Origin of the sequence: Thiosocius teredinicola, from assembly GCF_002009425.1 — a bacterium.
GTDB lineage: Bacteria > Pseudomonadota > Gammaproteobacteria > Chromatiales > Chromatiaceae > Thiosocius > Thiosocius teredinicola.
On sequence record NZ_CP019936.1, the window covers coordinates 4,697,691 to 4,722,132 of the forward strand.

Sequence of the window (24,442 nt, forward strand, 5' to 3'; positions counted from 1 at the left end):
GCGACGACCGGCTGCTTCAGTTAGGGACGCGCATCGGCTGTTTTCTGGCCGATGCGGATCACCACGAACTCGGCCGGGCGTACCAGCGCAACCCCCACCTGAACGATCAGGCGGCCGGCATCGATGTCGGCCTTGGTCATCGTGGTGCGATCGCAGCGCACGAAGAACGCATTACTGGATTTGCTGCCGGCCAGACGCCCCATTCGCCACTGGTCGTCGAGAAAGGTCTCAACGATCTGCCGGATCTGCGCCCAGAGGGGTTCATCGTTGGGCTCGAACACGGACCACTCGGTGCCCTGATTGATCGCGTGCTGCAGGAAGATGAAATAACGCCGCACGTTGACGTATCTCCATTCGGGATCGCTGCTCAGCGTGCGCGCGCCCCAGACCCGCAACCCGCGTTGCGGGAACTGGCGCAGCGTGTTGATGCCGACCGCATTCAGATGATCGGCCTGTGCCGCATTGAGCGCCTGCGCCACACCGATCACGGAGCGCATCACCTCGTTGGCCGGCGCCTTGTGTATTCCCTGGCGCCGATCGACCCGGGCCAGCACACCGGCGACTACCCCGGATGGCGGTATCGTGACCGTCTTGCGCGTCTTGCCGTCCGCCAACTGCAGCCAGGGGTAGTACAGTGCCGCCGACCGCGACTCGATCGATGCGGCATAGCGTTCGATCTCATCCGGGGCCTCACCGCGTAGTGGGTCCAGCAGCACGAAAACCCGTTCTGCGATATCTGCCGTGGCGGCAAAATCCAGCAACAGGCCGTTGACCTCACGCGCCAGTCTCGGCAACACCGTCGCCCCCGGTGCCGCCAGGGTAAACAGACCACGCAATCCGGCTACCGCGCGCAGTGCCGCCTGGTAGTTGCGCAGTGACGGTGCTCGACCGTTACCGCCAGCCACACGAACCACGTGCAAGCGCGTTCCGCCTTCGGCAAAGAAGGCACGCACGGCATGCGCCATATGGTTGATCTGCCGCTGCCGGCCACCGATCGCCAGGTCCTCGCTGCCCCCGTATTGGCGCTGATAGGCGTGAAAGCTGGTGATCACCCGCGAAAGCCGGCCGGCCGTGCCGCGCGCCGTCGGCCCGATGAACAGGGTGGTCGGCGATGCAGTGGACATGATCCGGCGCGAGCGAAAGCTGACTTCTTCGACATAGACGCCAGGGGCAAGGTATTCAGGCATGGTGGTTCTTTCCTCGGCGCGGTGGTCGCAGTAGCCGCGTAATCTACCTGTCCCGCGCCGATACGTCAGGCCAACGAATGCCGGCAATGCAAGTAACCCTCAGTGTGCGGGGTTGTGCGCCGCTTCCTGCACCGGCTCATGCATCGACACGGGCTGACGCCGGCTCCCCCAGTGCCCAGGCTCATTCTCGAACACGCCGGCAATCAGGTGGCCGCAGTTTGCGCAATGGCCGTTGTCCTTGAGTTGCCAATCGCCGAGCTGGTACCAGTCGCGCTCGATAACCCGGGTGCCGCACTGCGGGCAGTAGGTGCTGTCGCCCTCGGTGTCGTGCACGTTGCCGACGTACACATAGTGCAGGCCGGCATCCAAGGCGATACGTCGCGCCCGTTGCAGCGTGGCCGGCGGGGTAGGCGGTACATCCGTCATTTTGTAGTCGGGATGAAACGCCGAGAAATGCAGTGGCACCTCGGGCCCGAGTTTTTCCAGGCACCAGTCTGCGAGGCGATGCAGTTCGTCGTCCGTATCGTTGTGGCCCGGAATCAGCAACGTGGTCAGTTCGAGCCAGCAGTCGGTTTCGTTGTGGATGTATTCGATCGTATCCAGCACCGGCAGCAGATGACCGCCGGTCAACTTGTGATAGAAGTCTTCGGTGAACGCCTTCAGATCGACGTTTGCGGCATCCATATGGGAGAAGAACTCACGTCGCGGCTCTTCGCAGATATAGCCCGCCGTGACCGCGACCGACTTGATGCCCTGTTCGCGACAGGCAGCGGCCGTATCCAGCGCGTATTCGAAGAAGATCACCGGGTCATTGTAGGTGTAGGCCACGCTGCGGCATCCGAGGCGCTTGGCGGTGGCGGCGATCGTCTCCGGCGCGGCGCTGGAAGCCAGGGTATCGATCTCGCGCGATTTGCTGATATCCCAGTTCTGACAGAACTTGCAGGCCAGGTTGCAGCCTGCCGTACCGAATGAGAACACCGGCGTGCCCGGCAGAAAGTGGTTAAGCGGTTTCTTTTCGATCGGGTCGACACAGAAGCCGCTGGAGCGCCCGTAGGTGGTCAATACCATCTGGTCGCCTTCGCGCGCGCGCACGAAACACAGACCGCGCTGGCCGTCCTTCAGATGACAATAACGCGGGCACAGGTCGCATTGGATGCGACCGTCATCCCGTATGTGCCAGAAACGACCGGGTACGGTGTCGCTAATCATGACAGACCTCCCTATGTGTCCGATGTCGGACTGAGGCAGCTCAAACAACTTCACCGAAACGGCGCAAGATGCTTGCAATCCAACAGCCAATGACCCATTAAATCTATAGACCCGCAGCCCATGGGGAGCCATGATGCACGTCAAAACACCCGCCGTCGCCGGGTTGTTCTACCCCGGCACGGAGCCAGAACTACGCAATACCGTCGACAGGCTGATGCAGACCGTATCGGCCGACAGCGAGGTGCGGCCGCATGCCTTGATCGCGCCGCACGCCGGCTACCAGTATTCCGGTCCGATTGCTGCAAATGCCTACGCCTCGCTGCGCCCCTGGGCCGCGGAAATCCGCCATGTGGCGGTATTGGCGCCGTCGCACCGGGTACCGTTCCGCGGCATAGCGCTGAGCAACGCCGATGCCTTTCAGACCCCGTTGGGTGCGATACCGGTCGATACCGAAAGGGTGAAGTCGCTGGCGGCGCTGCCGCATGTCGGTTACCTGGATGCAGCCTTCGCCGAAGAACATGCCCTCGAGGTCCAATTGCCGTTTCTGCAACGCGTGCTCGACGACTTCAGCCTGATCCCGCTGATCGTCGGCGATGCCGAGGGTGAGGATGTTGCCCAGGTGATCGAAACCCTGGTCGCAGACGATATCCTGATCGTCGTCAGCTCGGATCTCAGCCACTATCACGGCTATGCGGAGGCACAACGGCGCGACGCCAACACCACCGGGATGATCGAAGCCATGCAGGCGGATGACATCGGCCCGTATGACGCCTGCGGCGCTTACCCGATCCGCGGGCTGTTGAAGGCGGCGCAACACCACGGTTGGCACGTCAAGACACTGGATCTGCGCAATTCCGGTGACACGGCCGGCGATAAATCGCGCGTGGTGGGATACGGAGCCTATGAGTTCTACTGAATCCATCAATGAATTCGGGCCTGCGCAGCGCGCCGCATTGATCGAGATCGCACGTCGTTCGATCGAGCATGGCCTGCAGTTCGGTCGACCCTACGTGGTGATACCCTCGGAACTCCCACGCGACCTCAAGGCGATCCGCGCCAGCTTCGTCACCTTGCAAAAGAACGGCGAGCTGCGCGGCTGTATCGGCCACCTCGAAGCGGTCCAGCCGTTGGGCGTGGATGTGGCCGAAAACGCCTTCGCCGCCGCATTTCGCGACCCACGCTTTGCGCCGCTGCGTGCCGCGGAATTCGACGAGATCGATATCCATCTGTCGATTCTGACGGCACCGGAGCGCATGACATTCGCCGACGAAGGCGATCTGCTCAACCAGATCGAAGCAGGCGAAGACGGATTGATCCTGCAGGACGGGCCGAACCGCGGAACCTTTCTACCGTCGGTGTGGGAGAGCCTGCCGGACAAGGAAAGCTTTCTGATGCACCTGAAGCAGAAGGCCGGGCTGGCTGCGAATCATTGGTCCGACCGGGTCGAGGTCTACCGCTACCACACCGAGAGCTTCGGCGAACACGATCTGGCGTGACGCGCCGCAGTCTCAGTCCGTAGGCGTTTCGGGACCTTCCCACTTCACCCGATCGCGACCATCCGACTTGGCCTGGTACAGCGCCCGGTCGGCCCGTGCCACAAAGGCATCGGTAGGTTCTTCGCTTCGCAGATAGGCGCCACCGACCGACAAGGTCACCTTCAGACGGATCGGGTACAAGGTCTCATCCATGACCTCGGCCTCGCGCAGGCGCACGTTGATGCGGATATGTTCGGCAACCGCCTTGCATCCGGAGCGCGGCGTATCGCGCAACAGCACGGCGAACTCCTCACCGCCGAGGCGCGCAACCAGGTCGCGCCCGCGCACACTGGCCTTGATCTCGTCGGCGACCTGCTTGAGCACTTCATCACCGGCCTGATGACCATAGGTGTCGTTGACGCGCTTGAAGTGATCGATGTCGATGATCAGCAGGCAGGGCGTATGCGCATCGTCTTTCGACTCACCCGACAGCGATTCCAATGCCTCGTCGAATACACGACGATTGAACAGGCCGGTCAAGGCATCGATACGGGCCGCTTCGTGCTCACGCTCCAGCTCGGCACGCATGTGCTGCATCTCGCCGGCGAGATGCGAGAGCTGTTTCTTCATCTCGACGCCCTGGGTCAATGCAACATTGGTCGCACGCAGGGCGCGATCCATCAAGGCGTTGAGATCTTCTGCCGAGGTGTCGTCAGACAGGCTGTCGGCAATGTCGTGCAACTCGCTGGAGTAACGATCGAAGCTTTGGTCGGCGCTCCCCAGATTGGTCATCAACGCCTTGACCATTTCGGCCAGCGCTTTTTTCGCCGCCTGAAGTTTATCGTCGCGATCTTCGAGATAACGCTCGTAGAGATCACGTATCGCCTCGCCCGAAATCGTGTTTGCGTCGTGCAGCAAGGCGTTCATCGCAGCGGTGAGATCGGGAACGCTGTCGGAAAGATACTCGTACCACACCGTGTAATTAACCGGCGTAATCGGTATCTTCAATTCAGACATACGCGGAATCGCGTTGCGTACGATATCCACGGTGCGATCGTAGTGGCTCTGTTCAGTCTCCATCTCGAACACCCTGTCAGGCAGATCATTGTTGTCGTTGCAGCAGGTCGTTTGTCGCAAGCGCCCGCTGCTTTCGGTTCTTGGTCGCCGGGGGTGGTGGCGATGAATGTGGCGTGAGTGGTCTAACTCGGATTACGGCCGCCGAGACACATCGTTCTTTTGGAATCGATACGCCTTCGTTGAACATTGCCGTTGGGAGAATATCCCGAACAAATGCTCAATAATTATTGTGTCAGTGCCTTTCTGATTTGTAGGGTCGGCAGCTGTTTTCTTGAACGCTTGTATGGCATGGATCGCCCGACACATCAAGGCACGACGCACAACGCGTGAAGGTGTTCACTGTCGCCGCAGTACCGGCAGATGCACGCTGACACGCCACACGTGGTAAGCAACGCGCCGCAACCAACGTATGCCTTCGAGCCGTCGCGTACCGGTCGGCACATCGATCGAGCCGGCGGCAACCTCGGCCATCACCGCATTGCGCAGGCGGTCTGCATGTTCACGCATGTAAGCGGCATTGGCCGATGCGATCTGTTCGGCGGCGTTGTCATCGCCAGCGGCAAGCGCAATGTTGATGCGCTGCAATACGTCTGACACCCGCGCCGCCTGACGGCCGAGTTCCGCGTCCGCCACCAGGCTGCGTGCGCGCTCCGGTTCCTCGATGCAGCGTTCGACCAGGCGCTGCAGATGATCGAGCACATGTATAACGGCGTTAAGACGCGACCACTCGGGCGACTTGTCGTCAACCAGATGAATCTGGTCGACGAACGCATGGGTCGCGTCGAGCTGACGATCGAGGTGCAGCAAACGTTCACTGTTGATCTCGTTACTGGTCAGCAGGCGATCGACGGTCGTTACCAGATCCTGTGTTGCGCGTTCGACAATCTGCACGACATTGTCCAGCGCCACGTCCGGGCTTTTGAGCAATTGATGGTCGAGACGATCGAGCACCGGATCGCTCGGCGCGGGTACCAGATAGAACATCAACCGGGCGAACGGCCGCGCCAACGGCAACACCACGATCACACCGAGCAGGTTGAACAGGCTGTGGAACCCGACCAATGCGATCTCCGCATTGTGTTGCAGCGCCCCCGGCAACCACTGCTGCCAGGCCCAGGTGTAGCCGTCGAGCAGGAGCAGTGCACCGATCGCCGTCAGCAGGTTGTAGGTGACATGCGAGTAACCGGTGCGGCGCGTATCGGCCGAACCGCCGAGCGTGGCTACCGCCGCGGTTACCGTGGTACCGACATCCATACCGATCACCAGAGCCGCAGCCTGGCCGAACGAGATCGTGCCGGTGTTCACCGCGGTCAAAGCGGTGGCGACGCCGGCGCTCGACGATTGGGTGATCAGGGTGATCGCAATACCGATCGCGATCAGTTGCAGGCGACCGAGCAGGGTATCGCTGGGAAAGTCCGCCGGTATGACCGCGCCGTGATAGCCGGCCATCGCCGCCTGCAATACCGAGATGCCCTGAAACAACAACGCGAAGCCGGCGAGGGCGAATCCCAGGTGGCGCCAACGCCCGCGGGCAAACAAACGCAGCAGGGCGCCGATGAAGATCAACGGGAAGACCAACGTGCCGATCTGCAGTTTCAGACCGAGCAGGGCGACCAACCAACCGGTGACCGTGGTGCCGAGGTTGGCGCCGAAGATCACACCGAGTGCTTGCGGGAAGGTCAGCAGCCCGGCACCGACGAATCCGACCGCGGCAACGGTGGTCGCACTCGATGATTGCAGCAAAGCTGTGGTCACCGTGCCGGTCATAGCGCCGGTCGCGGGGCTCTTGGTAAAGCGCGCCAACCAGTGATTCAGGGCATCACCGGCCAAGCCTTTGAGGCCATCGGTCATCACGACCATGCCGAGCAGGAACAGGCCGAGCCCGCCCAGCACCTGCATCAGGTTCAGGAGCATGCTTTAAGCATAACCCCGGCAACGCATCGAACGCAGAGAATCCAGCGGCTGGTGGATAGACCTAAGCGGATCTGCGCCGCACGAGCCACCAGGTGATGGCCATGGCAACCACCGAGCCGGCGAAGGCGAGGGCAGTGTCTTTCTGTGCGTCCCACTCGTCGCCCTGGGTGCCGAGATAGGCCGCGCCCAGCTCGGGGCTGACGATGACGGCCACGATACCTTCGAGTGCTTCATAAAAGCCGCTGAAGCCGAGCACCGTGATCATGACCATCAGGTACGACCAGGCCGGTTTGACGCCGACCGCACGGATCAGCAGTTCGCGGAACGGATAGCCGAGCAACAAACCGAACGAGAAATGCACGATGCGATCGTAGTGATTGCGCGACAACGACAAGGCATCCTGCAACCAGAAACCAAAAGGCGTCTCGGCGTAGGTGTAATGCGCACCGACCAGGTGAAGGCTCAGAAAGATACCGAACAGACCATAGGAGAGATTGGAAAACGCAAAGGTGCGATAGGTCGCTATCAGGATGCCGCCGTAGATAAACACCAGGAGGTTCTCGAGGAACCAGTCGCCGCGGTCGAAAGGATTGATCGCGGTGACGATCCACAACCCGAGCAACCACACCAGCATCGCTTGAAGAAAACGGTTGTCACGAAAAGATGTCTGCATGACCGGATTGTGACCGATCGATCGGCAGCTGACACCTGATTCGCCGCAGAGAGTGCGCGCTATGTGACGTTGCTTCGGTCTGGATCGCCGAAGATCAGGGCTTGTCGCCGGCAGCAGGTAACGGCTTGAACACCACCGTCTGCATCGCCTGGTTCAGGGTCGGCTTGACTGCCTTGTAGTCGTCGAACAAGAACACCACATAGGCATCCGACACATTGTTGCGATGAATCGCCAACAGCAGCCCCTGCTGGTAGTCGCTGGAGAATTCGTCGACCACATCGAACACTGCGGCCGCGGCCCAATCCGCATTGAAATCGGCGCGAGCCTGCTGTGGCGAATAGGCACGGCTCGGCGCATGCGTGCCGCCGGCCAGACGTGAAGCCATCGATTCAAACACCAGGGGAAAGACATGGTTCGGATCGGGCGCAGAGCCATGCGGATCATCGTAGTCGATGCGCAGGCGCTTCAACGGCCGCACTGCGACCCGGATCTCCAGCGCGCCGCCACTGCTGCGCAGCGCATGTTCATAGTCCATGATCGGCGTGCGCCCGGGCGGCGCAGCACTGAACCCTTGCGGCGGCTGATAGACCAGCTCGGCCTCTTCGAGCAACGCCGTAAAGCCATCAGGCGCGCTCGTACCGAGTGCGGCATTGCACCAGCCGCCAATCAGCAGGGACAAAGCAACCAGGTACTTCACGATTCGCTTTTCTGTTCGGCGGCCCGCGTCATTGCGGTCTTCCAATTGCTCAGCAGGTCCTGCGCAGTCTTTTTCCACTGCGCATCCTGCGCAAGTTCGAGAAAGTGTTCCATGTCCTTCACGGCTTCATCGGCGCGTCCGAGTTCCCAATAAGTCGACGCGCGGTTGAAATAGGGGGCAGGGGAGTGTGGATCGACCGCGATGCAGTGCTCGAAGTCGACCAATGCCGCATCGAACCTGTTTTGGGCATACAACAAGGCGCCGCGGTTGAAGCGGGCCGGCAGCAGGTCGGGCGATTGTTGTACGGCATGATCGAGGTCGGCCATGGCGTCGTCGTAGCGACCGAAGCTGCGGTAGGCCTGCGCGCGATTCACCCTGATGCGCGCGTCATCTGGGGCGAGTTCAACGGCCGTTTCGAGATCGCGCAATGCAGCAGCCACCTGTTGCAACTGCAGACGCAGGCTGGCGCGCACCGCATACAGTTCAGCGGCATCCGGATAGCGCTCGATGCCCTCGGCCAGCGTCTTCAGGGCCAGTTCCAGCCGGCCTTCGCTTTCATGCTGCAAGGCGACCTTGACCAACTTCTCCGGGCCCAGGCTGCCATGCGGGTCGTGCTGGCCGTGCGGACCGACGGGTTTCTTGGGTGCAGGCTGTGGCTTTGCCGTCACCATGGTCGGCACCGATGGAGCGGTCATATCGCGCTGACTCTGCTCATCGGTGACAGCTGGGGTTGCATTGCTTTGCGGCTGCGCGCTGTGGCTATAGGGGCTCAAGGCCAGCGCCACGCACAACGAGGCGGCAGACAGGTGTACGGCAGACATGATCGGCTTGCTGGTGGTGTGTGGAAATAGCATCCCCGGCATATTACCGGGGATGCCGTCGCGAACGTTACTTCTTCGACTCGGCGTAAGTCTTGAGCAATTTGTTGAGCATCTCGATATGCTCGGCGTCGGTCAGCGTGCCGGGGGTCGAGACCTTGGCCCACAGTTCGGCGTTGGTCATCTCACGGTGGCAACCCAGGCACAGGCCGGTACGCTCCATGCCGTCACGCATCTCTTTGGGCAACGAGCGCGACAGCGGCCAGTGGGTGCCGACGGTCTGCGTCTGCTGGCCATCCTTGATAATGGTCGACCAGTCGTAGTCCAGATCGGCGATCTTCGGGATCTGGATCTGGTGACGACCCGGGATCACCTGCCCGGTCTTCTGATCGATCAGGTCCTCGACGATGTCGACCGGGTAACGCGTCTGGAACACGCCGCCGGAGATGCCGTAACCCATCGCTTTCGGGTTGTTGTGGCAGGACTCGCAGGTACGCGCCTTGCGTTGTGCCGAGTGTGGCTGCACCGGCGCCATATCGATCGCATCCGGCGTACGCTCCTGGCCGAGCTCTTTCTGCTCGTCGAACGATTTGCCGAGCTGGTTCAGGGCGACCACCTCGTTGTTGCGGTCGAACACCGTATACACGATCTGGCAACCCGGCATCAGCGGGGTCACGCGGCCTTCGCCGTTGATGCCCAGCACCGGCTCTTCCCAACGCAGGTAGGAGCGCGTCTCGAACACCTTGCCCGGGCTCTTGAGGCCATGCGTGCCCAGCGGCGATTCGGCGGTCTGACCCGATTCGTCGCGGATCGAGCCGCCGGCCAGCCAGTCGGTGTCCTGGTACGGCTTGCCGTCGTCGTCCTTGCCGTAGTTGACCTGCACGTGGCAGCCGTAGCACTGCGGTACCCATGAGGCATGACAGGCGTAGCACTCGAGGCTCTCGTTGTGCTTGACCACCGAGTCCATCGCCACCATGGCATCCGGGCTCTTCCAGTTGTTGTCGAGCTTGAGCTGCTTGAGCAGCGGCACCTCGAAGTCGTTGCCGGTGGCCGAATGCATGACAACCTTCTTGCCATCCTTGACGACGTTGCCGAAGGCATTGCCGCGTGCCGTCTTCAGATAGCCTTCACGCTTGTCGTAGGTGGTGGCGAAGGCGGCCGTTTCGGTCTGCGGCGTATCGCTCAGGCCACGCTCGGTCTGCGGCAGATCCTTGGCGAACTCTTCGGAGTAGCCGAGCGGCAGTTCCCACGGCAGTTTGTCGGTGGTGCCGTGGCAGTCCTGACACTCGATCTCGACCTGCGCCAAGGTGGTACCGAAGATATTGCCGTCACCGTGCATGTCGATCGAGGTATGGCAGTCCTGGCACAGCAGGCCACCCTTCGGGTTCTCCGGACGTGAATCGATCTGGTGATGCAGGTCGTCGGAGATGAACAGATAGTTCTTGGTATGCAGTTTCGGCTGCTTGCCGCCCTTCTCGTTGTACGGCGAGCCGTAAGGGAACTCCATCAGGCCCTGGTAGGTCACGCCGATACGCTTGCCGCGGTTGTGGCAGGAGTTACAGGTTTCAACCGGGATACCCGAGTATTCGACGTCACCATGCTTGACCTTGGTCTTGCGGGTCGCCTGGATCTTGTGGGTCAGCATATGACCCTTTTCTTCTTTATTGATTGTCGGGTCGTTGCCCTCGTAATAGCCTTCGTTGCCATACGGGATGTGGCATGACGAGCAGCCCATGCCGCGATAATCGCCGCGCTTCTCACGGCCTTTGATACCGACGTGGCAACGCTGACATTGCTGACGCTGGTAGGTGAAACCGGCGAGCTTGGGATCCTTCTCGATCTCTTCGACCGAAGGCTGCGGCACCTGGGTGAGTTCAGTGGGGAACTGATCACCGTGCGCGGCGATCATCGCCTTCATGTATTCCTTGTATTCGTCAGAGCCGACCTGCGGCACCTGGCCGTCGGTGTCTTTGACGTCGTAGTTGCCCCACGGCACCTTGTGGTTCTGTACCTCGGCGATACCCCAGGTATGCAGGTTGCCCTGGATCTTGCCCGCCTCGGTGTTCATCAACGAGCGCTCGACCCGGTAGGCGTAGCCGCTGTGACATTGCCCACAGGTGTTCTCGGCGATCCACACGGAACCCGGATCGGGGTAGAAGGTTTTCGGTCCGTTACCTTTGAGCAAGGCATCGGGCGCACCTTTGTGCGCGGCCTCGGCTTCAGTCGCCGTCGGGTTGCCGCCATGACACACAACGCAGCCTTCGGGATCGCCGTTGGCGGCGCCGATGGCCTTGATCTGCAACATCATCACCGCCTGGTCGTCACGGATGTCTTCGATGCCGTCGTGACAACTCACACAACCGGTTTTGGCTGCGGCCGCTGCGGTCGCGGAGGAAAAATAAGCGAACCCCGCAATCAGCATGATTGCGAGTGGCACGAACGTTCTTTTCATGACGAGCCTCCCCAGGCGGTAACGGCTCTCACGCCCAGCATCCTGCCGCGAACAAACATTTCCTTGGGGAACGGGAGGCCGCTTGAGCGAAAAAACTACACAAAGACTCAGGTAATTAACTTGAGCTGCATCAAGAAGAGGTGCCGCAATTGATATTTGTCATGGTGCAGCGTCGATTCACGGCCTAATCGATGGATACGGCTGTCGGCTGGCGGCAATTGACGAATCGCATTGTCCGCACTTCGGTGTTCGCGGTTCACTGTGGCGCAACACGCAAACGCCGACTGCAGTCGACAACCGTTGGAGCGACGCAAAATGAAAATTTCGAAAACCCTGGGCGCCTCAATCCTCGCCCTGTGCCTTGTGATGCCTGCCACTGCGAGTAGTGCCGACGTCGCCGAACTTGGGCAGCCGATCGTCGAGCTGATGCCACAGGTCAAAAAGATGCGCGCCGATCTGCAGTTGACGAAAGCGCAGTCGGACAAACTCGACGCCTGGCTGGCCGATGCGCCGGCCAAACGCGAGGCACTCGAAGCCGAGACGTTGGAGATCCGCGATCAGCTGCGCGAAGCGATCCTTACCGGCGCCGACCGTATGACCCGCGAGGCGCTGAAGAAAGAATTTGCCGCGAAGCAGACACGGCTGATCGAAATGCGCAGCCTGTGCACGCGCATGCTGCGCGACACCCTGACCCCGGAACAGTTCGACAAGGTGGTCGCGAGTTACCGCGCCTCCCTTTAGACCAAACGAGAGATCGTCATCTCCTCCTAGGGCCTCCTCCGTTGAGGCCCGTTTTTTTGCGCTCGACTTCGCCGTCGAGCCCCCTGCATCACTGCCGAAACCTCATCGGTCACGGCAAGCCGTAGCCGCGAGCCATCAAGACAGCCAACAGGGGCATCAAGACCAACATCGCCATTTCCACTTTCAACACGATCAGCAAGCGTCGCGGCACAACGACGGTGCTGGCGTCGGCGTTGCGCTGGCGCAGCAGAAAGACAGTCGGATAGATCGAGAGTACGCCGATCACGACAAACAGCCCCAGCTTGAGATGAAACAGCACGTTGCCCGAGTAGAAAGAAGCAGGCTTGCCGACCAGAAACCACAACGCTAGACCGGCCGCCAATACGGCCAACGCACTCAGGCCGTACACAGCATCGACGCGCGCCAGCCGGCGGATGGTCGCCGCCGGTGTTGCAGGCCTCAGCGACAGATACTCGTGGAACAGCGTCGCCGCGAGCGCGAGGATGCCGATGAAGTGCACGTATCTGACGAGGGTTTCCAACATGATGGCAACTACCGTTGGTGGCGATCCGCAATTCGCGCAGGGCGCCGCGCACTATTCATCGAGCAAGCTGCGCAACTGCTCACGTATCCGCGGATAGTCGTCTGGATGCTGCTCGCGCAGATAGCGCAGATCGTTGATCAGACGTTCCACCGTGTCGGCAGTTTCCTGATGTTTGACTCTGTCGATCTGCGTCTTGATGTCGCGTAATCGCATCAACGACTCCGCACCCTCGGCACTCTCGGGCGGTTGTTGCTCAGCCATATCGAGCAATACCTCGGTCAGCAAGCCGAGCTGCCGGCCGTAGCTCGCAATGTCGAATGCCTTCTGCTCGATACGCCCATTACCCGCATCGGCATCGATCGAGCCGAAGAACCAATCGGTGCTCGGCGCGATGCGCTGCGCCACACTGCCGCTGAATGGAAAATGAATTTGCGGTGCCCACTGCACCCACCACGGAAACATAGGCTCTCTCCCCTGACGACAGTGTCGGCACGTCCGTTGGTCCGACGATTGCAACGATCTTCCCTGTCGTTGCCCGGGCTGTCCAGTGCGCCTCTGTCTTGTACGGCAAGCAGCAATGCGGACGACATGCACGGCAGACACGTGAGCTCGGCCCACTCTTGTGCGCTTCGGTCAGTCGATGAAAGCCGGCTTTGCACCAGAAATGTGCAGCGCAATGCTGGCGATCGGCTTGTCGCATCGCCACACACTTGACTCGTCGTGCGATCAGGCGTGAATTGATACGAATCTAAACCACACGATCGGAGACTGATGTTGTCCTGGCAAATCGGGTTTGTGTATGCCTTGGTCGTGTTCGCGATCGTGTTGTTTTTCAGCGGCCGCGTCCGGCTCGACCTGACGGCCGCACTCGTCATCATTGCATTGGCGGTATCCGGCATCCTGACGCCGGCCGAGGCGGTGTCCGGTTTCGGCAATCCGCTGGTCATGCTGATCGCCGGGCTGTTTGTGATCAGCGAAGGGCTCTACCGCACCGGCGTTGCCGCCTGGGTGGGATTGAAGATTGCCGCGCTGGCCGGGGGCAACGAGTCGCGACTGATCTTGATGTTGATGCCTGTCGTCGCCGTGCTATCAGGCTTGATGAGTTCTACCGGCGTGGTCGCGCTGTTCATTCCCGTGGTGCTGAGCCTGGCACGCGAAGCCGGGTTGGCGCCTTCGCGCCTGTTGATGCCGTTGGCGATCGCCTCATTGATCGGCGGCATGCTGACCTTGATCGGTACGCCACCAAACCTTGTCGTCAATCGCGCATTGATCGATGCCGGCAGGCAAGGATTCGGCTTTTTCGATTTCACCGCAATCGGCGGCGTCATTCTGCTCGCGGGGGTCGCGTACATGCTGACCATCGGCCGTCGCCTGCTGCCGAAACACGATACACGACAGGCGACAAGACAACGCCCCCGTTTGCAGGAACTGGCCCGCGCACATGGGATGGAGTCGCACCTGCACCGGCTGCGCGTGTTTCCCGATTCAGTGTTGGTCGGCAACACGATCGGCAATGTCGGACTGCGGCGAAACTTCACCGTTACGGTGATCGCCGTCGAACGGCAGGGCACGATCCTGACGTCGCTCAAGCCTGTGCTGCTCGAAACCAAACTGGAGGCCAACGACATCCTGATCGTGTCCGCGACCGGGTCGGCGGTCGCACAGTATGCCAAGCAACTCGGTGTCACCGATCTCGGCTTTCCACATGGCTTGTTGCGCCGCTTCCGTGAAAGCTTCGGCATTGCCGAGGCACTCGTTGCGCCGGGCTCGCCGCTGGAAGGCAAAACCGTGCACGAAAGCGACCTGCGCCAACGCCAGCACCTCAACATCCTGTCGATTCGGCGTAGCGACGGGCCGCAGCCGTTCGACTTTCAGACCACACGACTGCATGCCGGCGATGTACTGCTGGTCGCCGGCGCCTGGACCGACCTGGAAAAGCTCAGTGGACCACGTAACGACATGGTATTGCTGGAGATGCCGGAAGAGATCGCCGAGCGCACCTGGCACGGTAACCAGGCGCCGTGGGCCGTGGTGATCGTTAGCGTCATGCTGGTGTTGATGGTGTTTCAACTCACGCCGAACCTGACCGCGGTGATGTTGGCGGCACTGGCCATGGTCATAACGCGCTGCATCGACATGGAAGAGGCCTATCGATCGATGAACTGGCAAAGCCTGGTTTTGATCGCCGGCATGCTGCCGCTCGCCGATGCACTGGACAAGACCGGTGGCGCAACATTGATCATCAACATGCTGACCCACACTTTCGAGGGCTACGGGGTATTGGTGATACTGACCGGCCTGTTCGTTCTCACTTCGCTGTTGAGTCAGTTCATCTCGAACACGGCAACGACGGTGTTGATTGCACCGATTGCCCTGGGGCTGGCTGTCGATCTCAATTACGAACCGACCGCTTTCCTGATGACCGTTGCAATCGCCGCTTCAACCGCGTTTGCCACGCCGGTGGCTTCACCGGTCAATACCCTGATCCTTGCTCCGGGTCAGTATCGCTTCAGCGACTTCGTCAGGATCGGCGTACCACTGCAGATCATCGCGTGGTTGATCACGATCCTGTTGGTTCCTATCGTGTTTCCGCTGCACTCAGCCTAGTGCCTGTTTTCGCACCGCACAGATCGACCTAAGTGGCTTGTTGTCGATCGATTGGGATTCAAACAACCGCTAATCGGAAAGCACTTCGGAAAACAGGCAAGTCGTTCTTAACAAAGCAAAAAACCGGAATTATTCCAGCGTTATTTTTGTGAATTTCGTCTCAAGTTGAGCATGGCTACGCCGTTACCCGGGTCATTGAACAGTTGTTCGAGAACCGGTGCCCATCACGATCTGCACGACACGGACTGAGGCTATCGCGTTACGAAGAGATCCCGTATCTGGGCACCGCAACGATTCGAGGAAAACAGCCTCGCTCTGCATAGCGGAAATTCTTTGAACGTCGCAACCCGTTTCTACCAGCGTTCAGTTGAAAACCCGCAGCGCCATTTCTCTTTGACGCCTCGCCATCGAGGAAGAGATATGAACCGACTGCATTCGAATGTATCGATAGAGTGAGGTGATTTGAAATGTCTGATATTGAAAAACTGTCGGCCCTGGATGGCTACATTGCAATGTCGTTGGTGGATTCTTCCAGCGGCTTGGTTATCGAGTCGAATGTTCAAGGAACGTTCGACATCGAAGCTGCTTCTGCGGCAAACACTGAAGTGGTCCAGGCAAAGCTGCGCGCCATGCGTGACATCGGCCTGGAAGACGATTACATCGAGGACATCCTTATCTCCCTCGGCACCCAGTATCACCTGATCCGCCCCCTGGCAGCGCATCCGGACGTCTTCGTTTACCTCGCACTCGACCGCAGCAAAGCCAACCTGGCCAAGGCACGCATCGTGCTGAAGACGTTTGAGAACACCGTAAAGTTCTAAGCCGTCACATGACCGCCCTGCGGCTCTATGCCAGGGCGGTCATCGTTCAACTCAAGACAGCCGCAGTTCGCGAGCCAGCACTTGGCCCGCATTCCATTTCAGTCATGTCTGCCGCGGCGGCAAACGCACACAGACGCTCAATCCTCCCAGCTTCGACACACCGAACTCCAATTCACCGCCATAGGCGTTGAGGATATCCCTGGCGATCGCCAGGCCGAGTCCGGTACCCGATGTCTGTTGGTCCAAACGCATACCACGCTGACCGATCAGGCGGCGTTGCTGTTCCGACACGCCCGGGCCGTCGTCTTCGATAAACACGATACATTCACGGTCCAGCTCGGCATGAATACGCACGCGGCTGCGTGCCCACTTGGTTGCATTGTCGAGCAGATTGCCCAACAGCTCGGTGAGATCCGCCGGTGGCAGCCGCACATCTTCATGGTCGGGCAGATCCAGCTCCCAATCGAGCGATTCGCCGGCGGGTGTACGTTGCAGCGTCTTGACGACCCCGGCAACGACCTTGACCAGATCGGCATGCTGCACGCGACCCGCCGCTTCGCTGCGCAGGCGCGCACGTATCAACTCGCGATCGACGCGCTGGCGCATCGTCTGCGCGAGATGTTCCAGATCGTCGGCCATACCTGCTTCGCCCTGGCTGCGCAGACGTTGTGCATCGGCGGTCAGTGCAGTCAACGGTGTTTTCAAGCCGTGCGCCAAATCGGCCGTCCAGGCACGCGCCGCCTCGACGGTGCGATCGCGGGCGTCGAGCAATTCATTGATCTCATCGGCCAGTGGCTGAACCTCGTCGGGAAAGGTTTCCGACAGCCGCGCATCGTTGCCGGATCGCACGGCATGCACGCCGCGACGGATGCGATCGAGCGGCGAAAGGCCGGTGCGCACCTGCCACCAACTGCCCATCAGCAGCACGGCCGCCAACAGGCCCAGGTAGGGCATCAGATCGACTGCGAAGGCATCGCGTGCATTGATGAGATCGGTGCGGTCGATCGCAACCACGATTCGCAGCCGATGCGGCTCGGTCGTGGGAAATACGATGACCTGCTGTTCACGGACCAGCAGCGATTGATCGGCCGGCCCGGGCAATTCGTGGCGATGCACGACACCCAACGTGAGTTCGTCCGGCGGTAGCGGCAAGAGGGCATCCCACATCGAGCGTGAGCGCTTCAGGATACGGTGCTTATCGTCCTGAATCTGCCAGTACAACCCGCTCAGTGGTTGTTCGAATCGTGCATCGGACAACGGCCGGGTCAATCTGAATCCACCGTTGCCGTCGGGTTCGATGCGGCCGATGAGTTCGGTCAGATGGGTTTCGAGTTCACTGTCGAGACGGCGCTCGACATGGTGGCTGAACAGCTCGACCAGACCGAAGCCGGCGACGATCAACGCTACGCCAATGGATACCGCCGCCGCGACCAGCAGGCGGATGCGTAGCGAGCGCAATTTCACGACTCGGGCTTCTCGATGATGTAACCAAAGCCGCGTCGGGTCTGGATAAGATTGTTGCCGAGTTTTTTGCGCACCCTGCCGACCATGACCTCGATCGCATTCGAATCGCGTTCGAAGTCCTGTGAATACAGTTGCTCGGTCAGCTCGAGTTGCGAGACCACCCGCCCGGCATGCTGCATCAGATAGCTGACCAGGCGGTATTCCTGTGGCGAGAGGTGCACCGGCTCATCATCGAGCGCTACCCGCATCTGGCGTGTGTCGAGCGCCAGCGGTCCAATCTCGATCACCGCCGTCGCCTGTCCGGTTGAACGGCGCACGATAGCGCGCAGACGGGCCAACAGTTCTTCGATACGAAAAGGTTTGGGCAGATAATCGTCGGCCCCGGCATCGATCCCTTCGACCCGCTCGTTCCAGCTGCCACGTGCGGTCAGTACCAGTACCGGAAAATCGCGCCCTTCTTCACGCCAGCGCTTGAGAATGCTCAAGCCGTCCATGCCGGGTAGGCCGAGATCGAGGATAACTGCCGAGTAGGGTTCGGTACCGCCCTTGAACCAGGCCGTCTCGCCGTCGGCCACATGGTCGACGACGTATCCGGACGATGCCAATGCGGCAACGACGCCTTCTGCAACTTTTTGGTCATCCTCTACCAAAAGAATACGCATCAGTAGTCCGATTTCATGACGAACTCGCCGGTCTTGGCGTCCAGATGAACCTTTTGCAGTTGGCCTTGCGGATCGACAATCTTGAATTCGTAAACCCAGCGTTCAAACTCGAACTCGTAGTGCGTTGCGACGATCTTGCCGGGAAAGGTTTCGCGCAGGCGCTGACGTACTTCGTGCAACGGCAGGGCCTCGCCATGTTCCACGGCCTCGCGCGCCTGCTCATAGGCACTGTCTTCCTCGTGCCAGCTTCCGTCATGCGATGCCATTGCCACACCGGCGGCAAACCATGCCGCGGCGAGTGCCGCGATCACGCAGTTCTTCGGGTTTACTCGTAGCATCTAGGAAGCGTACACCGACCGCGACAAATCGGCCATCAACCCAGATGGCCCGATTCGAGCACCGGAATCATCCAGTAGTGCATGCCGCTGCCGCGAAATGCCGCCTTGATCGCCGCCAGCAGGTCGGCTGCGTCGGCGCACGGCAGATGCAGCTTGAACAGCACCTGGCGACGCCGACCGGCCACCTGCTCAGCGAGCGACATCGAATGTTCCGAACTGCCGTGACCGGCGATCGGGTGGCTGGTGAAACCGCTGACGGTCGGCTGGTCGAGCAACCAGTCGGTGACCGTATCCTCGACCTCGGGCGAGACCACCAGGTTCAACAGGCAGGTTTCGCTCATTTCAGACTCCTTTCGGCTCGAAGCCGAAGCGGCGGTAGAGGATCGGCAGCAGGATCAGGGTTAGCGCGGTCGACGAGATCAGCCCGCCGATCACCACGATGGCCAACGGCCGTTGAATCTCCGATCCCGGGCCACTGGCAAACAACAACGGCACCAGGCCGAACGCGGCGATGCTCGCGGTCATCAGAACCGGGCGCAGGCGGCGTTTGGCGCCTTCGATCACCAGCTGCTCGATCGGCATGCCCTGGGCACGCAGCTGGTTGAAGTAGGTGACCATGACCACGCCGTTGAGAACGGCGATGCCGAGCAGGGCGATAAAGCCGACCGAGGCCGGCACCGATAGGTATTCGTTGGTCAGCCACAAGGCAACGATGCCGCCGATCATCGCGAACGGTACGTTGGTCAACACCAACGTCGCCTGACGCATCGAGCGGAAGGTGGTGAACAGCAGCAGGAAGATCATGCCGACCGCGACCGGCACCACCACCGACAAGCGCTGCGCAGCCCGTTGCTGGTTCTCGAACTCGCCACCCCATTCGTAGTAGTACCCAGCCGGCAGTTTGACCTCGTCGGCAACCTTTTGGCGCGCCTCTTCGACGAAGCCGACCAAGTCACGACCCGACACGTTGGCGACCACCACGGCCATGCGATTGCCGCGCTCGCGCTGTACCGCCACCGGACCTTCGGTACGCTCGAGCGTGACCAGCGACGACAGCGGCACGCGCTGACCGTCGGGCAGGGTGAGCTGCAGTGCGCCGAACACGGCAGCCGAATCACGCAGATCGGCCGGGCCGCGGATCACCAGCGGCGTACGCCGCGCTCCTTCATAGACGGTGCCGACCTTCACGCCCTCGACCTGTGAACGCAGACTGTCTTCGAGCGTATCGACATCCAACCCAAGACGGCCGGCCGCAAGACGGTCGACCTTCAACTCGTAGTACAAGGCACCTTCATTGCGTGGCGTGAACACATCTTCGGCGCCGGCAATCTTTTCGACCACGCTCACGATCTGTTCGGCGGTGCGATTGAGCTCACCCTGATCGTCGCCGAAGATCTTGATCGCAAGGTCGCCGCGTACGCCGGTCAACATCTCGGACACGCGCATTTCGATCGGCTGGGTAAAGGCGTAGTCGACACCCGGAAACTGCTCGAGCACCGTGCGAATCTCTGCAATCAGTTCGTCCTTGGTCTGCATACGCCACTGCTCGCGCGGCTTGAGTACAAGGAATGAGTCGGTCTGGTTGAGGCCCATCGGGTCGAGACCGAGCTCATCGGAACCGGTTCGCGCCACGATGCCGGTCACTTCGGGCACCTTCTGCATGATCGCGCGTTGCACGCGCTGGTCGAGCTCGATGGACTTGTCCAGGTTGATCGACGGCAGCTTTTCGAGCTGTACGATCAGGTCGCCTTCGTCCATAGACGGCATGAACGCCTTGCCGACCTGGGTGTACAAGGCGCCCGCGCCGACCAGCAGGCCGATCGCCACGACAACGACGGTGCGACCGCGTTTGAGACTCCATTGCAGCAGCGGCAGATAGACCGACGCGATCTTGCGCACCAGCCACGGGTCGTCGTGCTTGGGCTTGCCCAACAGGTATGACGACAATACCGGGATGATGGTCAGCGACAGCACCAGCGAGGCCGTCAGCGCGAACACGATGGTCAACGCCACCGGCACGAACAGCTTGCCTTCGAGGCCCTGCAACGTCAGCAGCGGCAGGAACACGATCACGATGATCATGATGCCCGAGGTCACCGGCACGGCGACCTCGCGCGATGCACGATAGATCAGGTGCAGACGCGGCAGTCGGGCCTTCTCGCCATGGTGCGCCAGCGTGGTCACCACGTTTTCGACCACCACAACGGCCGCATCCACCAGCATGCCGATCGCGATCGCCAGACCGCCCAACGACATCAGGTTGGCCGACAGGCCGAAGGTATTCATCAGAATGAAGGTCGCCAATGCGGCCAGCGGCAGGATCAACGCAACCGTCAGTGCGGCACGCAGATCACCGAGGAACAGCACCAGCAGCACCAACACCAGCACGATGGCCTCGGTCAGCGCCTTGGACACGGTGCCGACCGCGCGCTCGACCAGATTGCCGCGGTCGTAGAACACGCGGATGTTGACGCCCTCTGGCAGACTGGATTCGAGTTCGGCAATCTTGCTGCGCACGCCCTGCACAACGTCGCGTGCATTGGCACCGCGCAGGCCGAGCACCAGGCCTTCGACGATCTCACCGACGCCGTCGTGGGTTACCGCACCGTAGCGCGTCAGCGCCCCGAGATTGACCTCGGCCACATCGCCGATACGTACCGGCTGTACCGCGTCCGGTTTGACCACGATCTGTGCGACGTCGTCGAGCGTGCGGATGCTGCCCTCGGTACGCACCAACAGCGATTCTTCGCCGTCGTTGAGTCGGCCGGCACCGTCGTTGCGGTTGTTGGCCTCGAGCGCCGCGCGCAATTGCATGAGGCTGATACCGCGCGCGGTCAACCGTGCGTTATCCGGTACGACTTCGAAGGTGCGCACCTCGCCGCCCAGAGCGTTGACGTCGGCCACACCGGGCACGCCGCGCAGGGCAGGGCGGATCACCCAGTCGAGCAGCTCACGTCGCTGCATCGTGTCGAGATCGCCACCTTCGATGGTGAACATGAACATCTCGCCGAGCGGGGTCGTCATCGGTGCGATGCCGCCACTGATGTCGGCCGGCAGGTCGCCCCAGATGGCATTCAGGCGTTCACTGACCTGCTGACGCGCCCAGAAGATATCGGTGCCTTCCGCGAAGTCGACCGTGATATCGGTTAGCGCATACTTGGCCACCGAGCGCAGCATCGCCTGGCGCGGGATACCCAGCATCTCGACCTCGATCGGCGCGGTGATGCGCGTCTCGACCTCTTCCGGTGTCATCCCCGGTGCCTTGACGATGATCTTTACCTGAGTCGTCGAAACGTCAGGGAACGCGTCGATTGGCGTAGTACGAAACGCCTGCCAGCCGCCGCCTATCAACACCAGCATCGACAGCAGTACCAACAGGCGCTGGGTCAGCGCGAATTGAATGATCCTGGCAAGCATTACTCAGCACCTGCAGCGAGTGCGGCCTTCAGCGCAACGGTGCCGCTGACGACCACTTTGTCACCCAACGACAGCTCGCCCTTGACGATGACTGCATCCGCCTCACGGTTGATCACCTCGACCGGAACCGCTTCGTAGCCGTCGGCACGTTCGACGAACAATTGGTCAACACCGTCGATGCGCAGCAGCGCCTTCGCCGACACACGCAAGGCATGCACATCGGCCGTTTGCGCGAGGCGCGCCTCGATGAACTGGCCCGGGCGCAGCGACTCGGTGCCCTGGCTGACTTCGGCTCGTACCAGCACACCCTGGTCGGTGCCGTGCACCATGCGGCCGACGGTGATCACCTTGGCCGACAGGCCTTGCGACAACTGCACATCGCTGCCCGGGCCTACCTCGCCAAGCGCCTCGAGCGGCACATGGACCTCGATCCACAAGGTCGACAGGTCACCGACGCGATACAGTGGGTCGGATGCAGCCAATCGCTGACCTGCCGTGGCCAACTGTTCGAGCACGGCGCCATCGAGTGGCGCGGTAACGTCCAGCGTCGTGGTCAGATCCTGTGTCTTCGCCAGGGTATCGATCGCCGCTTCAGGCATACCGGCCAACACCAATGCCTGACGGTTGCGTGCCTCGGCGGTGACCATCTCGCGATGCGCCGATTGGCTCTCGAGCAGACGACGGCGGGCGACGATGCCTTCTTTGAACAGTTGATTGTCACGCGCCAGGGTCTCTCCACTGAGCAGACGACGGGTGCGCGATTCAAGGAATGCCGCCTGCAGGTCCAGCAGCCCCTGGCTGCGCATGCGTGCCAGTGGCTGGCCGGCCTTCACCGACTCACCTTCGGCCACCAACAGCGACTCGACGACGCCATCGAGCGGCGCACTGACGACGCGGTGTTGTGCATTGGGCACTGCGACCTTTGCCGGATACGGTTTGCTCAATGCACTCTGTCCGGGTTCGACCGCAGCGGTCTCAATACCGAATGCGGCGCGCTGGGCCTCGTCGATGGTGGCCTTTTGCGCAGCGTTGGCTCCGGCACACAGGGCGCTCAGCAGAACGATAGTCAGTAAGCGCTTATTCATTGTGGAATGACTCCTTGAGCTTGATTGAGGCGGGCCACGGCCTGACCGAGCTCCAACTGGCGGAGTTCAAGGTCATGCCGGGCGGCCAATGCATCGGCCTGCACCTGTAGCAGGCGGATCAGATCGGTTTCGCCGAGCGAGAAGGCGCGTCGGCTGAGTTTCAGGCTTTGGGCTGCCAAGCGGCTGCGTCGTTCTGTCTGGGTGAGCGCGGTCTTGGCGCGATCGAGTTCCAAGCCGGTTTCGGCGACTTTGTCTTCGAGCGCGATTTGCGCGGCGGCGTGATCGACCTGGGCCTGAGTCAGCGCGGCCTCGGCTTCGGCCAGGGCGGGCGCGGTGTGGCCACCGGTACCGAACGGCATGCTGATCTCGACACCGACTGCCGAATCGTAATCACTGCCGGCCATCGCCTTCGCCGATTTGCCGCCGACCCACACGCTCGGCCCGGTGCGGCGCTCGGCGCTCACCCTGTTACGCCGCGCACGCGCCTGTTCGACGCGGCCATGCGAGAGCAGCAATGCGGGGTGGTCTTGTTTGATCGAGTCGACGGTCTGCGCCTGCTCGTCTGTGGGTTGTTCCGGCAGATCGAAGCCGGTGAAACGGGTAAATCGTTGTGCCGCCTGGCGGGCACGCGTCTGCGCCTGCTGCGCCGCTTCTTCGCGTTCGAGCATTGCCTGCTCGGCCAGCAACAGATCGGTACGCGGCAGTTCACCCGCTTCGACGCGGCGGCGCACGTCGTTGAACAGCTCTTTGGCTGCATCGAGCGCAACCTGCGCCTGCTCTGATTCGCTGCGCATGATCACTGCCGACCACAGGCGCTCGCGTACCTCGCCGGCGATCTCCAGATGCCTGGCCGATTGCATGACGTCTGACACCAGCAGGGTCTGGTCCGCTTCGCGGGCATAGCTGTCGGCCTGGCCCGGCAACCACAACGGCACCTCGACACCGCCTTCCCATTCGCGGTAACCCAGATCGCTGCCGATAGTGTCGGTCTGGTACTTGACGTTCGCCGTGAAATCGCCGGCGAACACCTGATTCGACTTGCGTTCGAGCGCCTTGCCGACATTGCGCTCGGCCTCGGCCAACTCGATACCGGGATTACGCGAGATCGCGCTCTCCACCATCTCGGCGAGCGACGGCGCCGCCGGTGCTGACACCGCCGCCGTACTCCACATCCAGACAGCCAGCAGGCTCGTGGCGGCCCATTTCTCTTTCAACACCGTTCTTTCTCCCTTTGCGGGCAACGCGACAGAGGTCGCTTGGA

General features: G+C 61.2%; 22 protein-coding genes. 5 read left to right on the top strand and 17 right to left on the bottom strand.

Annotation, left to right across the window (positions count from 1 at the left end; all coding sequences use genetic code 11):
• Positions 1-20 precede the first annotated feature (20 nt).
• A complete protein-coding gene (locus B1781_RS22215) occupies positions 21-1,187 on the bottom strand; it encodes a phage tail sheath family protein (protein WP_078121778.1) in 1,167 nt (388 codons plus the stop codon).
• A gap of 99 nt (positions 1,188-1,286) precedes the next feature.
• On the bottom strand, positions 1,287-2,396 hold the full coding sequence (gene amrS / locus B1781_RS22220; protein WP_078121779.1) for an AmmeMemoRadiSam system radical SAM enzyme: 1,110 nt from the start codon (positions 2,394-2,396) through the stop codon (positions 1,287-1,289).
• A 130-nt stretch (positions 2,397-2,526) separates the two neighbouring features.
• Between amrS and amrB the strand changes: the two genes are divergently transcribed.
• Together amrB and amrA are read left to right on the top strand one after the other, a co-directional pair.
• Positions 2,527-3,312 (top strand): AmmeMemoRadiSam system protein B, encoded by a 786-nt coding sequence (gene amrB / locus B1781_RS22225; protein ID WP_078121780.1) that lies wholly within the window; start codon positions 2,527-2,529, stop codon positions 3,310-3,312.
• Positions 3,299-3,892 (top strand): AmmeMemoRadiSam system protein A, encoded by a 594-nt coding sequence (gene amrA, locus B1781_RS22230; RefSeq protein ID WP_078121781.1) that lies wholly within the window; start codon positions 3,299-3,301, stop codon positions 3,890-3,892. Before amrB ends, amrA begins: the two co-directional genes overlap by 14 nt.
• Before the next feature lie 12 nt (positions 3,893-3,904).
• On the opposite strand, the gene B1781_RS22235 is transcribed toward amrA, so the two are convergent.
• From B1781_RS22235 to B1781_RS22260, 6 genes are all read right to left on the bottom strand, one after another.
• The gene (locus B1781_RS22235) at positions 3,905-4,951 is read right to left on the bottom strand and encodes a GGDEF domain-containing protein (RefSeq protein WP_125932228.1); all 1,047 of its coding nucleotides are present in this window, start codon (positions 4,949-4,951) and stop codon (positions 3,905-3,907) included.
• A 333-nt stretch (positions 4,952-5,284) separates the two neighbouring features.
• Entirely contained in the window at positions 5,285-6,862 is a 1,578-nt protein-coding gene (locus B1781_RS22240) for a Na/Pi cotransporter family protein (protein WP_078121783.1), read from the bottom strand.
• Positions 6,863-6,923: 61 nt separating this feature from the next.
• Complete coding sequence (locus B1781_RS22245) at positions 6,924-7,535, bottom strand: DUF2238 domain-containing protein (RefSeq protein WP_334223825.1); 612 nt, start codon at positions 7,533-7,535, stop codon at positions 6,924-6,926.
• 94 nt (positions 7,536-7,629) lie between these two features.
• A complete protein-coding gene (locus B1781_RS22250; protein ID WP_078121784.1) occupies positions 7,630-8,232 on the bottom strand; it encodes a hypothetical protein in 603 nt (200 codons plus the stop codon).
• Entirely contained in the window at positions 8,229-9,053 is an 825-nt protein-coding gene (locus B1781_RS22255) for a tetratricopeptide repeat protein (protein WP_164513511.1), read from the bottom strand. Before B1781_RS22255 ends, B1781_RS22250 begins: the two co-directional genes overlap by 4 nt.
• Before the next feature lie 67 nt (positions 9,054-9,120).
• Positions 9,121-11,502, bottom strand: a complete 2,382-nt coding sequence (locus B1781_RS22260; RefSeq protein ID WP_078121786.1) for a cytochrome C — start codon at positions 11,500-11,502, stop codon at positions 9,121-9,123.
• A gap of 315 nt (positions 11,503-11,817) precedes the next feature.
• On the opposite strand from B1781_RS22260, the gene B1781_RS22265 reads away from it, so the two are divergent.
• Positions 11,818-12,243, top strand: coding sequence for a Spy/CpxP family protein refolding chaperone (locus B1781_RS22265; RefSeq protein WP_078121787.1), 426 nt, complete (start codon positions 11,818-11,820; stop codon positions 12,241-12,243).
• 109 nt (positions 12,244-12,352) lie between these two features.
• On the opposite strand, the gene B1781_RS22270 is transcribed toward B1781_RS22265, so the two are convergent.
• Both B1781_RS22270 and B1781_RS23350 read right to left on the bottom strand, forming a co-directional pair.
• Entirely contained in the window at positions 12,353-12,787 is a 435-nt protein-coding gene (locus B1781_RS22270) for a DUF2214 family protein (protein ID WP_078121788.1), read from the bottom strand.
• A gap of 51 nt (positions 12,788-12,838) precedes the next feature.
• The gene (locus B1781_RS23350) at positions 12,839-13,249 is read right to left on the bottom strand and encodes a hypothetical protein (RefSeq protein ID WP_125932229.1); all 411 of its coding nucleotides are present in this window, start codon (positions 13,247-13,249) and stop codon (positions 12,839-12,841) included.
• 309 nt (positions 13,250-13,558) lie between these two features.
• On the opposite strand from B1781_RS23350, the gene B1781_RS22280 reads away from it, so the two are divergent.
• Both B1781_RS22280 and B1781_RS22285 read left to right on the top strand, forming a co-directional pair.
• Positions 13,559-15,394: an SLC13 family permease gene (locus tag B1781_RS22280; RefSeq protein WP_334223826.1), complete on the top strand. Its 1,836-nt coding sequence runs from the start codon at positions 13,559-13,561 to the stop codon at positions 15,392-15,394.
• Between the two features lie 467 nt (positions 15,395-15,861).
• Positions 15,862-16,215 (top strand): hypothetical protein, encoded by a 354-nt coding sequence (locus B1781_RS22285; protein WP_078121789.1) that lies wholly within the window; start codon positions 15,862-15,864, stop codon positions 16,213-16,215.
• Between the two features lie 102 nt (positions 16,216-16,317).
• Here B1781_RS22285 and B1781_RS22290 read toward each other — a convergent pair whose 3' ends face one another.
• Genes B1781_RS22290 through B1781_RS22320 form a run of 7 tightly spaced genes read right to left on the bottom strand, consistent with a single transcriptional unit; the run spans position 16,318 to position 24,398 of the window.
• Positions 16,318-17,679, bottom strand: a complete 1,362-nt coding sequence (locus B1781_RS22290) for a sensor histidine kinase (RefSeq protein ID WP_078121790.1) — start codon at positions 17,677-17,679, stop codon at positions 16,318-16,320.
• Positions 17,676-18,341 (bottom strand): response regulator, encoded by a 666-nt coding sequence (locus B1781_RS22295; protein ID WP_078121791.1) that lies wholly within the window; start codon positions 18,339-18,341, stop codon positions 17,676-17,678. Before B1781_RS22295 ends, B1781_RS22290 begins: the two co-directional genes overlap by 4 nt.
• Positions 18,341-18,679: a PepSY domain-containing protein gene (locus tag B1781_RS22300; protein WP_078121792.1), complete on the bottom strand. Its 339-nt coding sequence runs from the start codon at positions 18,677-18,679 to the stop codon at positions 18,341-18,343. Before B1781_RS22300 ends, B1781_RS22295 begins: the two co-directional genes overlap by 1 nt.
• A 35-nt stretch (positions 18,680-18,714) precedes the next feature.
• Entirely contained in the window at positions 18,715-19,020 is a 306-nt protein-coding gene (locus B1781_RS22305; protein ID WP_078121793.1) for a DUF3240 family protein, read from the bottom strand.
• Position 19,021: 1 nt separating this feature from the next.
• Positions 19,022-22,096, bottom strand: a complete 3,075-nt coding sequence (locus tag B1781_RS22310) for an efflux RND transporter permease subunit (RefSeq protein WP_078121794.1) — start codon at positions 22,094-22,096, stop codon at positions 19,022-19,024.
• The gene (locus B1781_RS22315) at positions 22,096-23,181 is read right to left on the bottom strand and encodes an efflux RND transporter periplasmic adaptor subunit (RefSeq protein WP_078121795.1); all 1,086 of its coding nucleotides are present in this window, start codon (positions 23,179-23,181) and stop codon (positions 22,096-22,098) included. Before B1781_RS22315 ends, B1781_RS22310 begins: the two co-directional genes overlap by 1 nt.
• Positions 23,178-24,398, bottom strand: a complete 1,221-nt coding sequence (locus B1781_RS22320; RefSeq protein WP_164513512.1) for a TolC family protein — start codon at positions 24,396-24,398, stop codon at positions 23,178-23,180. Before B1781_RS22320 ends, B1781_RS22315 begins: the two co-directional genes overlap by 4 nt.
• Between the last annotated feature and the right edge of the window lie 44 nt (positions 24,399-24,442).

Bases quoted from the DNA above. Each gene is read 5' to 3' on its own strand.
- B1781_RS22265 (WP_078121787.1), top strand. From the start codon at position 11,818: ATGAAAATTTCGAAAACCCTGGGCGCCTCAATCCTCGCCCTGTGCCTT.
- B1781_RS22260 (WP_078121786.1), bottom strand. From the start codon at position 11,502: ATGAAAAGAACGTTCGTGCCACTCGCAATCATGCTGATTGCGGGGTTC.
- B1781_RS22270 (WP_078121788.1), bottom strand. From the start codon at position 12,787: ATGTTGGAAACCCTCGTCAGATACGTGCACTTCATCGGCATCCTCGCG.
- amrS (WP_078121779.1), bottom strand. From the start codon at position 2,396: ATGATTAGCGACACCGTACCCGGTCGTTTCTGGCACATACGGGATGAC.
- B1781_RS22215 (WP_078121778.1), bottom strand. From the start codon at position 1,187: ATGCCTGAATACCTTGCCCCTGGCGTCTATGTCGAAGAAGTCAGCTTT.
- B1781_RS22300 (WP_078121792.1), bottom strand. From the start codon at position 18,679: ATGCTACGAGTAAACCCGAAGAACTGCGTGATCGCGGCACTCGCCGCG.
- B1781_RS22285 (WP_078121789.1), top strand. From the start codon at position 15,862: ATGTCTGATATTGAAAAACTGTCGGCCCTGGATGGCTACATTGCAATG.
- amrB (WP_078121780.1), top strand. From the start codon at position 2,527: ATGATGCACGTCAAAACACCCGCCGTCGCCGGGTTGTTCTACCCCGGC.
- B1781_RS22305 (WP_078121793.1), bottom strand. From the start codon at position 19,020: ATGAGCGAAACCTGCCTGTTGAACCTGGTGGTCTCGCCCGAGGTCGAG.
- B1781_RS22245 (WP_334223825.1), bottom strand. From the start codon at position 7,535: ATGCAGACATCTTTTCGTGACAACCGTTTTCTTCAAGCGATGCTGGTG.
- B1781_RS22255 (WP_164513511.1), bottom strand. From the start codon at position 9,053: ATGTCTGCCGTACACCTGTCTGCCGCCTCGTTGTGCGTGGCGCTGGCC.
- B1781_RS22315 (WP_078121795.1), bottom strand. From the start codon at position 23,181: ATGAATAAGCGCTTACTGACTATCGTTCTGCTGAGCGCCCTGTGTGCC.
- B1781_RS22240 (WP_078121783.1), bottom strand. From the start codon at position 6,862: ATGCTCCTGAACCTGATGCAGGTGCTGGGCGGGCTCGGCCTGTTCCTG.
- B1781_RS23350 (WP_125932229.1), bottom strand. From the start codon at position 13,249: ATGTTTCCGTGGTGGGTGCAGTGGGCACCGCAAATTCATTTTCCATTC.
- B1781_RS22235 (WP_125932228.1), bottom strand. From the start codon at position 4,951: ATGGAGACTGAACAGAGCCACTACGATCGCACCGTGGATATCGTACGC.
- B1781_RS22280 (WP_334223826.1), top strand. From the start codon at position 13,559: ATGTTGTCCTGGCAAATCGGGTTTGTGTATGCCTTGGTCGTGTTCGCG.
- B1781_RS22310 (WP_078121794.1), bottom strand. From the start codon at position 22,096: ATGCTTGCCAGGATCATTCAATTCGCGCTGACCCAGCGCCTGTTGGTA.
- B1781_RS22295 (WP_078121791.1), bottom strand. From the start codon at position 18,341: ATGCGTATTCTTTTGGTAGAGGATGACCAAAAAGTTGCAGAAGGCGTC.
- amrA (WP_078121781.1), top strand. From the start codon at position 3,299: ATGAGTTCTACTGAATCCATCAATGAATTCGGGCCTGCGCAGCGCGCC.